The organism is Pseudomonas sp. NPDC089569 (assembly GCF_050280625.1).
In the GTDB taxonomy this organism is placed as follows: Bacteria; Pseudomonadota; Gammaproteobacteria; order Pseudomonadales; family Pseudomonadaceae; genus Aquipseudomonas.
Genome location: NZ_JBNNVQ010000049.1, coordinates 1 through 13,158, shown reverse-complemented (window position 1 = coordinate 13,158; position 13,158 = coordinate 1). Strand labels below are relative to the sequence as shown.

At 61.0% G+C, this 13,158-nt stretch carries 13 protein-coding genes; 6 read left to right on the top strand and 7 right to left on the bottom strand.

Translation table 11 applies throughout. The features are described 5' to 3' along the window. Positions 1–331 precede the first annotated feature (331 nt). Genes ACQKP2_RS18945 through ACQKP2_RS18935 form a run of 3 tightly spaced genes read right to left on the bottom strand, consistent with a single transcriptional unit; the run spans position 332 to position 3,637 of the window. Positions 332–1,336 carry a 4-hydroxythreonine-4-phosphate dehydrogenase PdxA gene (locus ACQKP2_RS18945; RefSeq protein ID WP_427578579.1) on the bottom strand — a complete coding sequence of 335 codons (1,005 nt, stop codon included), beginning with the start codon at positions 1,334–1,336 and terminating at the stop codon, positions 332–334. Continuing rightward, the gene (locus tag ACQKP2_RS18940) at positions 1,333–2,304 is read right to left on the bottom strand and encodes an amidohydrolase family protein (protein ID WP_427578577.1); all 972 of its coding nucleotides are present in this window, start codon (positions 2,302–2,304) and stop codon (positions 1,333–1,335) included. The genes ACQKP2_RS18945 and ACQKP2_RS18940 overlap by 4 nt, the downstream gene beginning before the upstream one ends. Further along, positions 2,297–3,637: an MFS transporter gene (locus ACQKP2_RS18935; protein WP_427578575.1), complete on the bottom strand. Its 1,341-nt coding sequence runs from the start codon at positions 3,635–3,637 to the stop codon at positions 2,297–2,299. Before ACQKP2_RS18935 ends, ACQKP2_RS18940 begins: the two co-directional genes overlap by 8 nt. 518 nt (positions 3,638–4,155) lie before the next feature. Between ACQKP2_RS18935 and ACQKP2_RS18930 the strand changes: the two genes are divergently transcribed. From ACQKP2_RS18930 to ACQKP2_RS18915, 4 genes are all read left to right on the top strand, one after another. Further along, positions 4,156–5,169 carry a Bug family tripartite tricarboxylate transporter substrate binding protein gene (locus ACQKP2_RS18930; protein ID WP_427578574.1) on the top strand — a complete coding sequence of 338 codons (1,014 nt, stop codon included), beginning with the start codon at positions 4,156–4,158 and terminating at the stop codon, positions 5,167–5,169. A gap of 49 nt (positions 5,170–5,218) precedes the next feature. Then, positions 5,219–5,752, top strand: coding sequence for a tripartite tricarboxylate transporter TctB family protein (locus ACQKP2_RS18925; protein ID WP_427578572.1), 534 nt, complete (start codon positions 5,219–5,221; stop codon positions 5,750–5,752). Further along, positions 5,749–7,278, top strand: coding sequence for a tripartite tricarboxylate transporter permease (locus ACQKP2_RS18920; protein WP_427578571.1), 1,530 nt, complete (start codon positions 5,749–5,751; stop codon positions 7,276–7,278). Before ACQKP2_RS18925 ends, ACQKP2_RS18920 begins: the two co-directional genes overlap by 4 nt. A gap of 69 nt (positions 7,279–7,347) precedes the next feature. Further along, entirely contained in the window at positions 7,348–8,289 is a 942-nt protein-coding gene (locus ACQKP2_RS18915) for a LysR family transcriptional regulator (RefSeq protein WP_427578570.1), read from the top strand. A gap of 125 nt (positions 8,290–8,414) precedes the next feature. Here the strand turns inward: ACQKP2_RS18915 and ACQKP2_RS18910 are convergent, their stop codons facing one another. Beyond that, positions 8,415–9,353 (bottom strand): aspartyl/asparaginyl beta-hydroxylase domain-containing protein, encoded by a 939-nt coding sequence (locus ACQKP2_RS18910; RefSeq protein ID WP_427578568.1) that lies wholly within the window; start codon positions 9,351–9,353, stop codon positions 8,415–8,417. Between the two features lie 226 nt (positions 9,354–9,579). Then, positions 9,580–10,554, bottom strand: coding sequence for a cysteine synthase A (gene cysK / locus ACQKP2_RS18905; protein WP_427578566.1), 975 nt, complete (start codon positions 10,552–10,554; stop codon positions 9,580–9,582). Positions 10,555–10,682: 128 nt separating this feature from the next. Between cysK and ACQKP2_RS18900 the strand changes: the two genes are divergently transcribed. Then, complete coding sequence (locus ACQKP2_RS18900; protein WP_427578564.1) at positions 10,683–11,759, top strand: DUF748 domain-containing protein; 1,077 nt, start codon at positions 10,683–10,685, stop codon at positions 11,757–11,759. Here the strand turns inward: ACQKP2_RS18900 and ACQKP2_RS18895 are convergent. Together ACQKP2_RS18895 and ACQKP2_RS18890 are read right to left on the bottom strand one after the other, a co-directional pair. Further along, positions 11,756–12,256 carry a DUF2442 domain-containing protein gene (locus tag ACQKP2_RS18895; protein WP_427578563.1) on the bottom strand — a complete coding sequence of 167 codons (501 nt, stop codon included), beginning with the start codon at positions 12,254–12,256 and terminating at the stop codon, positions 11,756–11,758. The two genes, ACQKP2_RS18900 and ACQKP2_RS18895, sit on opposite strands and share 4 nt — an antisense overlap. Continuing rightward, positions 12,244–12,474 carry a DUF4160 domain-containing protein gene (locus tag ACQKP2_RS18890; protein WP_427578561.1) on the bottom strand — a complete coding sequence of 77 codons (231 nt, stop codon included), beginning with the start codon at positions 12,472–12,474 and terminating at the stop codon, positions 12,244–12,246. Before ACQKP2_RS18890 ends, ACQKP2_RS18895 begins: the two co-directional genes overlap by 13 nt. Before the next feature lie 203 nt (positions 12,475–12,677). Here ACQKP2_RS18890 and ACQKP2_RS18885 point away from each other — a divergent pair. Then, the coding region (locus tag ACQKP2_RS18885; RefSeq protein WP_427578560.1) for an AAA family ATPase at positions 12,678–13,158 on the top strand (481 nt) is incomplete at its 3' end.

Here is a 13,158-nt window from a genome sequence, read left to right as displayed (position 1 = left end):
CCTCGCTCCTACAGGCGAACAGCGGTGGGTCAGGTACACCGCGGCGTCCCGTTCGCGGACGAGCCTCGCTCCTACAGGCGAACAGGGGTGGGTCAGGTACACCGCGGCGTCCCGTTCGCGGGCGAGCCTCGCTCCTACAGGCGAACAGCGGTGGGTCAGATACACCGCAGCGTCCCGTTCGCGGGCGAGCCTCGCTCCTACAGGCGAACAGCGGTGGGTCCGATACACCGTGGCGTTCCGTTCGCGGGCGAGCCTCGCTCCTACGGGCGAACAGGGGTGGGTCAGATACACCGCGGCGTTCCGTTCGCGGTCAGGGGGATACCGCGAAACATCAATCGCGGTTGGCGCCCATCCGGCAGGCGATTTCGAAGGCCTGGCGCGTCGCGCCGACGTTGGCCTTGCCCTGCCCTGCGATGTCGAACGCGGTGCCGTGGGCCGGCGTGGTGATCGGGATCGGCAAGCCGCCCTGCACCGTGACGCCACGGGAGAAGCCCATCAGCTTGATCGCGATCTGCCCCTGGTCGTGGTACATGGTCACGACGGCGTCGAAGGCGCTGGCATCGCCCTGGACCTTGAGGAAAATCGTATCGGCCGGATACGGCCCGTCCGCGGCAATCCCCAATGCCTGGGCCGAACGCACGGCCGGGCCGATGATGTCCAGCTCTTCGCGACCGAACGAGCCGTTGTCACCGTTGTGCGGATTGAGCCCGCAAACACCGATACGAGGCGTCTCCAGGCCATTGCGCTTGAGCGCGGTATCGATCAGTCGGATCGCTTCCACCACCCGTTGCTGGCTGAGCAGGCCCGGCACATCGGCCAGGGCCACATGGGATGTCACCCGCGACGTCCAGAGGTTGTCGAGCACGTTGAACTCGCAGAACGGCCCGTGGAAATCCAGCAGCTCGGCGAACCAGTGCAGCTCGTCGCTGTGGGCCATGCCGGCCATGTGCAGCGAGGTTTTGTTCAACGGACCGAATAGCACGGCGTCGGTGGTACCGGCCTGGGTCAGGCGCAGGGCGATTTCAAGGGTATCCAGGCTGTAGCGACCGCCAATGACACTGGCCTCGCAACGGGGAAATTCGCCGATGGCGTCGCCGCGAAAATCGTAGAACAGCGGCGTGTCGTCAACGAACGACAACTGTTCCAGCGACTCCACCCGGCGATAGGGAAATTCCACCCCGGCGATGCGCATGCCGCGACGCATTTCCGCTTCGTCGGCAATCAGAATCACCCGGGCCTTGGCGCGTACCTCGGGCTCGCCCAGCAGGCGCGCGATCAGTTCCGGTCCGATACCGGCCGGGTCGCCCAGGACCATGGCGATGGTGGTTTTTTTCATGCTTCACTCCTCAAGGGTTCAGGCCACGCCCGGTCAATGGCGCAAGGTTCGCAACGGTAAATACGCTGCGCGTTGCTGTAGAACAGTCGCTCCTGATCGGCCACCGGCAGATCGGCGACGATGGATTTGAAACCGCTGTAGATGTCGTCGAACGAACCACACAGGCTGTCCACCGGAAAGTTGCTGGCGAACATCGCCCGGTCGCTGCCGAACATTGCGATCACCTCGCGCACGATCCACGCATTGTCGATGGCGCGCCAGGCCCGTCCTGCCTGTCCCAGGCCGGAAATCTTCACCTGCACGTTCGGCCACTCGGCCAGCCTTGCCATTGCCGCGCGCCATCCCGCCAGGCCTTCGGCGCTGCGATCATTGGGCAATCCGGCGTGGTTGAGAATCAGCGTGATGCCGGGAAAATCCCGAGCCAGCCGTTCGGCTTCAGGCAGGTTCCACCAGGGTGTCTGCAAATCGAAATGCAGACCCAATCCTTCCAGCGCTGCATAACTGCGCCGCCAGTGCTCGTCACTCATCAGGCTGCGCACGCGGCCGAACTGCTCGGGTGACGTCGGCCCGCCGGGTTTGTGCCGCACACTGCGCACACACTTGAAGGCGGCTTGTTCGGTCAGTACCGCGATGGCGTCCGGGTGATCCAGCCAGGCCTGCGCGACAACTGCGTTCGGTACGCCATAGCGGGCGGCCAGTTGTTCGATGAAACGGGTTTCGCCGATCGGGTCCTGCGGGTTCCATTCCGTCTCGACGTATACGGTTTGCACCACGCGATGGTCACCGGCATCGGCGAAGTAATCCTCGGGAAAATAGCGGCGCTTGATCGCGCTGTAATCACCGTAGCGAAACGGGATGTTGGCCTGCGGCGCCAGCCACGGGTGGTCGTTGATCGCAGGGTCCCAGAAGTGATGATGGGCATCGATGATCGGACCGTTCCAGGCCTTGTCGGATAGACGCTCAGCCATGGCGCACCTCGTCGAGACTGATGAACAGCGTTGCCAGGACGAAGACCGCCGAGCACGCCGCGAAGAACCCCAGCACCGGCGCGAAGCCACCGGCCATTTGCAGGATCACCCCCACCAGAATCGGCACCGCGATACCGCCGGTGCTGCCGGCCATGTTCATCACGCCGCCGATCAGGCCGACCCGTGCCGGGGCTGCCAGCAACGCCGGGAAGCTCCAGTAGAGACTGCCCCACATCAGGAAAAACGCGGTCATGGCCAGCAACGCCACCGCAGCGTAAGGATTGCTCAGGGTCGGCAGCAGCAGGAACGCGCCGAGGGCCACCAGGCCGGAAAACGCCAGCAGGCTCTTGACCGCCACGCCACGGCTGACGCCCTTGCGGATCAAGGTGTCGCACAGGAAACCGCCGGTCAGCGACCCCAGTGCGCCGCAGATGAAAATCACGAAGGTTGCCGCGCCAATGCCCTTGATATCGAACCCTCGGGCCTGGGCCAGGTAGCTCGGCCCCCAGGTCAGCAGGCCGAAATACACCATCGCCCAACTGGCCCGACCGATCAGCAAGCCGCTCAGGGAGCGGACCGCGATACCCAGCCCCTTGACTGGCGCACGGGCAGCCTCGGCAGCCGGTGTAGCGCGGCCGATGTTGATCTTCTCCAGTTCCCGCGCATTGACCTGCGGGTGACTGGTCGGGTCATCGCGCAGGTAACGCCGCGCCAGCCAGGCCAGCGCCAGGGTCGCGATACCGGCGATCACGAACGCCAGGCGCCAGGAGTCCAGCGACGCAATCAGGTAGGCGATGATCAGCCCGCCGAGTGCCACGCCCAGCGGGCTGCCGCTGTCCATCAATACCGCGCCGCGACTGCGTTCGCCGGGGGCCAGCCAAAGAGAAATCAACTTACCGCCCGACGGGAACAACGGCGCCTCCGAAGCCCCCAGCGCCACGCGGGCGAACAGCAACGACAACCCACCGGTGGCGAAGGCCGCCAGCACCTGGAACGCCCCCCACAAACCGGTGGACCAACTGATGACCCGATGCGGGCCGAAGCGATCGATCAGCCAGCCGCCGGGAATCTGCAACAGTGCATAGGCCCAGAAGAAGCTGCTGAGGATTAGGCCCTGCATGCCGGGCGAAAGGGAAAACTCATGGGCGATGGTCGGCATCGCGATGGACAGCGACACCCGGTCGATCAGGTTGACCATGGTCAACGCGAAGATGATCGCGAAGATCCGCCAACGCACATTGCTGGCCCTGGCGGTCGACGCCTGCGGGAGTGCCGCGTCGGAGGGCGAAGCATCTGCGCCGGGCAAATGCAGGGAAGCACTGGGACGAGCCATGGTGCGTACCTCTTTTATTATTTTTTTGGGATGTCTTGAGCCGGTGGTGAGCACTATCGAAGGCCGGGCGATAACCGTCTAATCAAAACTTGAAATCAGGCGATAGCTTCGGGTTATGTCATGCCCTGCTTTCAGCAACCTTTCAACGTTGGCATGCCCGCGAACCAGACGCCGCGGTGTACCCGGTGAATCGCGTTATCGTTCTTCGCCTGTAGGAGCGAGGCTTGCCCGCGAACCAAACGCCGCGGTGCATCTGTCGCACCGCGTTATCGTTCTTCGCCGGCAAGCCTGGCTCCTACGGGCGAACCGAACACCGCAGTGTCTATGATGCAACGCGTTATCGTTGTTCGCCGCCAAACCCGGTCCCACAGCGAACCGAGCTATAACCCCAGGCTATCGGTGTATGTATTGTTTTGACTAGACGCGGCGACGGTGCTTTCCCACACTCGGGCCAGGCTTGCGGCTTTCGGGCGCAGACAAGTCGCAAATAACAATTACAAAAACGAGGCTCTTCCATCATGCGAAATGCATTCGTCCGCCGTACCTCCCGTTTGTTTCTTGGCTGCACACTGGTCGCCGCCGGTGCCCTTCCCGCCCTGGCTCACGCCTGGCAACCGGACAAGAACGTCGAAATCGTCGTCGCCGGTGGTCCCGGTGGCGGGACCGACCAGCTCGGGCGCCTGATCCAGTCGATCATCACTACCCACAAGCTGCTCGACGTCAACACCATCGTCCTCAACAAGGGCGGCGGTAACGGCGCCGAGGCCTTTCTCGACATGAAGATGAACAAGGGCGATGCCGAGAAACTGGTGATCGGCACCAACAACATTTACCTGTTGCCGCTGGTGTCCAAGCTCGGCTACCAGTGGCAGGAGCTGACGCCGATCGCCGCCGTGGCCGAGGATGACTTCATTCTCTGGAGCTACAAGGGCGCACCGTGGAAAGACGCCAAAGGCTTCTACGAGGCGGTCAAGGCTGATCCCTCGAACCTGCGCATGGGTGGCAGCCAGTCCAAGGATGTCGACCAGACCCTGACCCTGCTGCTCAACCAGACCAACAACAGCAAACTGGTGTACATCCCGTTCAAGAGCGGCAGTGAAGCGGCGACGCAACTGGCCGGCAAGCACATCGCCGCCAACGTCAACAACCCCAGTGAAAGCGTCAGCCAGTGGCGTGGCGACCAGGTCGAGCCGCTCTGCGTGTTCAGCAAGGAACGCATGAGCTACACCGACAAGGTCGCCGGCGACAAATCCTGGGCCGATGTGCCGACCTGTCACGAACAGGGCCTGGGCATCGACCAGTATCGCTTCCCGCGCACCGTGTTCATGCCTGGCGACGTCAGCGCCGAGCAACGCGCCTTCTACGTCGAGCTGATGCGCAAGGTCACCCAGACCGACGAGTTCAAGGCCTACGTCAAGCAGAACGCCCTGGTGCCGACTTTCCTCGAAGGTGAGCCGCTGACCGCCTACATCGAACAGGACACCGCCCGTGTCACGCCGGTGTTCAAGGAAGCCGGCTGGCTGAAAAACTGAAGTTGCCGCGGCCGCCCACAGGCGGCCGTCACCTGCTGGAGGTGTTTTCATGTCCCATTCTTCGGACTCGCCGGCACTGGTCGGCACCCGTTGGGTCGAACTCGGCCTGACACTGTTCACCACCCTGATCGGTGCAGTCGTAATGTACGGCAGCGCCGAGCAAGGCATCGGCTGGGGCGATGCCGGCCCGGAACCGGGTTACTTCCCCTTCTACATCGGCCTGCTGCTGAGTGCCGCGAGCGTTGCCAACGGCGTGTTGGCGCTGGTGCGCTGGCAAGCCTTGAACGTGGCCTTCGTCAGTCGCAGTGCGTTCAGGCAAGTGCTGTCGGTGTTCGTGCCCATCGCCCTGTTTGTCGGCGCCATGCCGTTCACCGGTATTTACCTGGCTTCGGCAGCATTCATTGCCTGGTTCATGTGGCGTGACAAGGTCCGCGCCAAGCCCTATGGCAAATGGATGATTGGCACTGTTTCGTGCGGCGCGGTACTGGCCAGTTACCTGATTTTCGCGCTGTGGTTCAAGGTCCCGCTGGATGCCGGTCCCGTGGGTGACTGGATAGCGATGGCCGGGAGACAGTTCAAATGAGCGAATTCGATTCCCTGTTGCAAGGCATGGACCTGATCCTGACGCCAGGCCACATCGGCCTGATGGTGGTGGGCGTGCTGCTGGGTATTCTGGTCGGCGTGTTGCCCGGCCTTGGTGCGCCCAACGGCGTGGCCCTGCTTCTGCCGCTGACGTTCACCATGTCGCCGGTGTCGGCGATCATTTTGCTGTCGTGCATGTATTGGGGAGCGCTGTTCGGCGGCTCGATTACCTCGATACTGTTCAACATTCCCGGTGAGCCTTCCTCGGTGGCGACGACCTTCGACGGCTATCCGATGGCCCGCGAAGGCCGCGCCGCCGAGGCCCTGACCGCCGCCTTCAGTTCGGCACTGATCGGTGCCCTGTGCGGCGTGTTGCTGCTGACGTTCCTGTCGACCCGCATCGCCGAGTTCGCCATGTCGTTCAGTTCACCGGAGTTTTTCGCGGTTTATCTGTTGGCGTTCTGTACCTTCATCGGCATGAGCAAGAATCCGCCGCTCAAAACCGTAGTCGCCATGATGATCGGCTTCGCCATGGCGGCGGTCGGCATGGACACTGTCTCCGGCAACCTGCGCCTGACCTTCGACCAGCCGATCCTGATGACCGGCATCAGCTTCGAAGTGGCGGTGATCGGCCTGTTCGGCATCGGCGAAATCCTTTGCACCGTGGAAGAAGGCCTGGTGTTCCGTGGCGAGCATGCGCGCATCACGCCGATGGTGATCCTGCGCACCTGGGCGAAGCTTCCGCGTTACTGGTGGACCATCGTTCGCAGCACCTTGGTCGGTTGCTGGATGGGTATCACCCCCGGCGGCCCGACCGCTGCGTCGTTCATGAGCTACAGCCTGGCGCGGCGTTTTTCGAAGAACCGCGACCACTTCGGCAAAGGCGAAGTCGAAGGCGTGATCGCCCCGGAAACCGCCGACCATGCCGCTGGCACCAGCGCCCTGCTGCCGATGCTGACCCTGGGCATTCCAGGTTCGGCGACAGCAGCGGTGATGCTCGGTGGCCTGATGATCTGGGGCCTGCATCCAGGGCCGACGCTGTTCGTCGAGCAACACGATTTTGTCTGGGGCCTGATTGCCAGCATGTACCTGGGCAACGTGGTCAGCCTGATCGTGGTGTTGGCCACCGTGCCGCTGTTCGCCTCGATCCTGCGCATCCCGTTCTCGATCATTGCGCCGATCATCATCATGGTCTGCGCCATCGGCGCCTACTCGGTGCACAACGCGTTCTTCGACGTGATGCTGATGCTGGGCTTCGGCGCGCTGGGTTATCTGTTCAAGAAACTCGGCTACCCGATTGCGCCACTGGTACTCGCTGCGGTACTCGGCGACAAGGCTGAAGATGCTTTCCGTCAGTCGATGCTGTTCTCCGACGGACACCTGGGCATTTTCTGGTCCAACCCGTTGGTCGGCAGCCTGACCACGGCAGCGCTGTTGATGCTGTTCTGGCCGCTGATTTCCAAAGCGCTGCAAACCTTGGTGGGCCTGCGCAAGTCCCCCGTTGCGAAGGCAAAATCGGTGCAATGACACGGCAATGCTGGCAACGCCTGACATTTGTTGTCAGGCTTGCCGCAGTCCATTTTGCGAGCGCGGCCCATGACCAAAATTCCTGATGCCAATGTGATCCACAGTCGACTGCGTCTGCGCCAACTGCGCCTGATGCTGGCATTGCAGGAGTTCGGATCGTTGCGTAGGGCTGCCGACCATATCGGCATGACTCAACCGGCAGCGACCAAAATGTTGCACGAAGCCGAGGACCTGCTCGGCGTCGAGCTGTTTGAACGCTTGCCCCGTGGCATGCGCTCCACCCCTTTCGGCGAAACCGTCATTTACTACGCGCGCATGGTCTTCGCCGAACTGAGCGGCATGCGCGAGGAACTGGTGGCGCTTGAATCCGGCAACCTGGGCCGGGTGGCGGTCGGGGCGATCCCGGCGCTGGCTTCGGGGCTGTTGACCCGCACCATCGCGACCCTGAAACAAAGCCATCCGCGGTTGTCCATGAGCATCCAGGTCGATACCAGCGACGTGCTGGTACAGGCCCTGTTGCAGGACCAGCTGGACATTGTGCTGGGGCGTATTCCGGCCGGTGCCCGGGCCGAGGAACTGCTCTTCGACAGCCTTGGCGAAGAAGCCTTGTGCGTGATTGCCGGTGTGAACCATCCACTGGCCCAGGAGAAACAACTGGGTTGGGCCGAGCTGCAAAACATGACCTGGGTGCTGCAACAGCATCCAAGCCCGATGCGCGCGATCATCAATCAGGTGTTCCACAATGCCCGGGTCGATATCCCCAGCAGCATCGTCGAAACCACCTCGATCATGACCCTGCTCTCGTTGATACAACAGACCGACATGCTGGGCGTCACCCCGGTGTCGGTGGTCGAAGACTATCCGGGACGCGATCTTTTGGCCGTGCTACCGATCAAATTCGAAGCCCGGCTACCGCCCTTTGGCCTGATTACCCGACGCCACCGCATTCAATCATCGGCGATGCAGGCGTTCATGAATTCGGTGCGGGCCGAACATGCCCTCAGTAAATGAGTTCCCTGTAGGAGCGAGCAAGCTCGCGATGGTCGTCAACGATAACGCGTGCTGTCTGAAAGTACGCGTTGTCTTGTAGTCAATCGCGAGCTTGCTCGCTCCTACAGGGGAAGGTGATTGTTCAGTTACCCAAACAGCCAGTACCCCAACAACGCCAGCACCACCACTGCCAGAACGGGCCGTAGAACGCGGTACGCCTTGGGATTGCGCCGCTTCCATTGCTTGACCACACCGCTGAATTTGTCGCTGGAGTTCTTGCTCCAGGCGTAGGCCTTGTTGATGCCGCCCACGCGCTCGTCGTCAAGATTCTGCGGGGCAGTCGCACGCCCCAGCCAGGCGCTGATGAAGCGGTTGATGCGAGTCATCAAGCGATTGCTCAGTGGCCGCTCCACGTCGCAAAAAAGGATGACCCGGGTCTTCTCGGTTTCGTTCTTGACCCAGTGCACGTAGGTTTCATCGAACATCACATCTTCGCCGTCGCGCCAGGCATAGACCTGACCATCGACAAAAATGCGGCAATCGTCGGAGTTGGGGGTCGACAGCCCCAGGTGATAGCGCAGGGAGCCGGCAAACGGATCGCGGTGCGGGTTGAGGTGACTGCCACCGGGCAGCAGCGCGAACATGGCGCCCTTGACGTTGGGTATGCCGCTGACCAGCGCCACGGTTTTCGGGCACAGCAGCTCGGCCGACGGCAACGGTTTGTCGTACCACTTGAGATAGAAACGCTTCCAGCCTTTCTTGAAGAACGAGCCGAAACCGGCATCGTTATTCTTCTCGGCGGCACGAATGTAACCTTCGTCGAACAGGTGCATCGCTTCGTCGCGAATGGTCTCCCAGTTGTCCTTGAGCACATCCAGCTCGGGGAACTTGCTGCGATCCAGATAAGGCTTGGAAGGCACGCCCGAAAACAGGTACATCAAGGCGTTATAGGGTGCAAACAGCGCCGAATGGTTGACGAACTGGCGCAGGACCGGCAAGCGCGCCTTGCCACGTAGATGGACATAAAGCGTGCTGCAGAGAAACAGCAGCAATAACGACGCTTTCGCGGCAAAGGAAATGGTCATCAACAACTCCTTGGTAATAGACACTTTGCGCAACGCCATTTGCCCGACGCGGCTGTCGGCATGATAAACATTGCCGACCTCGGGAAAAACCCGGCTGTTTCAACATTCAGTGTTGAGGATTGCGCAATAAAGCCCTTCATAACACGCAGCGACTGAACGCGGGCTGACCCGGATCGGCCTGGTGGAGAAAACCGTCCTGCTTCTCCACCGCCCCGCTAGCGAACCGTTACTGCTGGTTTTCCTGATCGGTAAACAGATCGCTGAACAGCATGCTCGACAGGTAACGCTCGCCGGAATCGGGCAGGATCACCACGATCGTCTTGCCCTGCATTTCCGGTGTCTCGGCCAGCCGCACCGCTACCGCCATCGCCGCGCCGCAGGAGATGCCGCACAAAATCCCTTCCTCCTGCATCAGACGCAACGCCATGGCCTTGGACTCTTCGTCACTGACCAACTCCACCCGGTCCACCATCGACAGGTCCAGGTTCTTCGGTACGAAACCGGCGCCAATGCCCTGGATCTTGTGCGGGCTGGGCTTGATCTCGTCCCCGGCCAATGCCTGGGTGATCACCGGCGATACGGCAGGCTCCACCGCCACGGAAAGAATCGGTTTGCCCTGGGTATTCTTGATATACCGCGACACGCCGGTGATGGTTCCCCCCGTGCCGACGCCCGCCACCAGCACATCCACCGCACCGTCCGTATCGTTCCAGATTTCCGGGCCGGTGGTCTTTTCGTGAATGGCCGGGTTGGCCGGGTTATCGAACTGGGCCGGCATGAAGTACTGGGAAGGATCACCGGCGACGATTTCGCCGGCCTTCTCGATTGCGCCCTTCATGCCCTTGGCCGGCTCGGTCAGCACCAGTTCGGCGCCCAACGCCTTGAGTACCTTGCGTCGCTCGATACTCATGGACGCAGGCATGGTCAGCATCAATTTATAGCCACGGGCCGCGGCCACGAAGGCCAGGCCGATGCCGGTATTGCCGGAGGTGGGTTCGACAATGGTCATGCCAGGCTTGAGTTTGCCAGTGCTTTCAGCGTCCCAGATCATGTTCGCGCCGATCCGGCACTTGACCGAATAACCGGGGTTGCGCCCTTCGATCTTGGCCAGGATGGTCACACCGCGTGGCGCAATGCGGTTGATCTGCACCAGCGGTGTATTACCGATGGAGTGGGCGTTGTCAGCGAAAATACGGCTCATGGCTGGGTCCTTGATACAGCATTGAATAGGCGCACAAAGGTATGCCTGTTGCTCGTAGTCGTCCAGTCAGGTCGAACGTCGGCATGGCAGCGCAGTCAATGGCTTTAGATCGCCAGAGATTTACCGCCATGAAACGCCGATACCGCTGGCCTTTGTGGACCTTCGCCGGCCTCGTGTTGCTGATGCTCACCCTGCACCTGGCCCTGCCCTATCTGGTGCGCGATTACCTCAACGACAAACTGGCCGACATGGGGGACTATCGTGGCCAGATTGCCGACGTGGACCTGGCGCTGTGGCGCGGCGCCTACAAAATAAACGGTCTGAAAATCGTCAAGGTCGACGGCAAGGTACCTGTACCGTTCGTCAATGCACCCTTGATCGACCTGTCGGTCAGTTGGCATTCGCTCTGGCACGACCACGCCGTGGTGGCCAAAGTCCGATTCGTCAGGCCCGAGGTGAACTTCGTCGATGGCGGCGCCAACAAGCAGAACTCGCAAACCGGCCAGGGCACCGATTGGCGGGCACAGTTGGGCAAACTCTTGCCGATCACCTTGAACGAAGTGCGGATCAATAACGGCAAGGTCAGCTTTCGCAACTTCAATTCCAGACCGCCCGTCGACATGACCGCCACGAAAGTCGACGCCAGCCTCCACAACCTGACCAATGTGGTCGATACCAAGGGCAAACGCGACGCTCGCTTCGAGGGCAAGGCTCTGCTGCTGGGGCATGCGCCCCTGGAAACCAGCGCCACGTTCGCCCCGCTGAGCGACTTTGAAGACTTCGAATTTCGCCTGCGGGCCCGGGACATCGAGCTCAGACGCCTGAATGACTTCGCTTCTGCCTACGGAAAATTCGACTTCCATGCCGGGCACGGGGATCTGGTGATCGAAGCCGAGGCCAAAAAGGGCCAGCTCACCGGCTATATCAAACCGTTGTTGCTCGACGTTGATGTGTTCAATTGGCATCAGGACGTGGAAAACGACAAAAAGGGATTGTTTCGCTCCGTGTGGGAAGCGCTTGTGGGCGGCACCGAAACGGTATTGAAAAATCAGGGCAAAAATCAGTTTGCGACGCGGGTTGAACTCAAAGGCAGCGTACATCAGCGCGATGTCAGCGCGTTCCAGGCTTTTTTGCAGATTTTGCGTAATGGATTCATTCAGGCGTTCAATGCGCGTTATGAACGACCGAAACCGGATGCCAGTTAAAATTTGCGTGTGACGGTGTAACGACCGGTATCTTCAGCCGCCCTCGGCGATTTCGATTGCCGTTGCAGGAAGTCCCAGCCAAGGCACGCCAGGGCCAGGGATCGGGGCACGGCTTCACGACCGTTGCTGTAGCGGCTGATGCTGCGGGTACTGACCCCCAGCGCCTCGGCAGCCTGATTGAGCGACAACCCGGTGCGGGCACGCCAGTCGATGAAGATCCGCGTGTTTTCATCCGATGCGTTCTGGGCGAGCGCATCCAGGTACAAGGTGTCGGCACCTATCTGGATATCCTGTTCCGGCCACTCGACACACCAGCCATCATCGCCGAGTACGGCAGTATCGAATGCACCGCCGCGCAATGGCTGCAATCCGGGGAAAGCCTGCAGGTCGTGGCTCAGATCAAGGGTCAACTGTTGACCATCGATAAAGGTCAACGCCAGACGATAATCCGGCAAAGCCAGCACCGCCGACAGTCGTGGTCGCTTCATGGGTAACATCGTTTCCAGTCCTCCAGCAATTGCACTTGATGAGCCCTGACCCACGCCAGTGCCTCCTTGATGATCAGCGACGGAGCCTTGCCCACCATCACTTCGAGGGTTTCCAGACTCAGCATGACATCCAGCCCGCCACCGGTCAGGTGAACGTGGGGCGGCGGATGATCCTTTTCCCGCAACTGAATGCGATAGGTATCTCTAAATCGGTATTTGGTAGACATGCGCCGCAAGCTATCGCCAAAATAGCGATACCTCAATACTGGCCAGCGGCCGAAACCGAGTCAAGATGTGACGCCCCATTCAGAGACTGAATAAGCCGTCTGCGTTCCCACTCGACCGGGCAGCGCGTTATAGTCGGGTTTGACTCTTTATTGCGCCGCGTCCTGCCTCGTTCAGGTCGGCATTACCGTTCGAGGATTAGCAGATGAAGTTCGAAGGCACCCAGGCCTATGTCGCCACCGATGACCTGAAGCTGGCGGTCAACGCCGCCATCACCCTGGAGCGGCCGCTGCTGGTCAAGGGCGAACCGGGCACCGGCAAGACCATGCTCGCCGAGCAATTGGCCGAATCCTTTGGCGCCAAGCTGATTACCTGGCATATCAAGTCCACCACCAAGGCCCACCAGGGCCTTTACGAGTACGACGCCGTCAGTCGCCTGCGCGATTCGCAACTGGGCGTGGACAAGGTGCATGACGTTCGCAACTACCTGAAAAAAGGCAAGCTGTGGGAAGCCTTCGAGTCCGATGAGCGGGTGATTCTGCTGATCGACGAAATCGACAAGGCCGACATCGAATTCCCCAACGACTTGCTGCAAGAACTCGACAAGATGGAGTTCTACGTTTACGAGATCGACGAGACCATCAAGGCCAAGAAGCGTCCGATCATCATCATTACCTCCAACTACG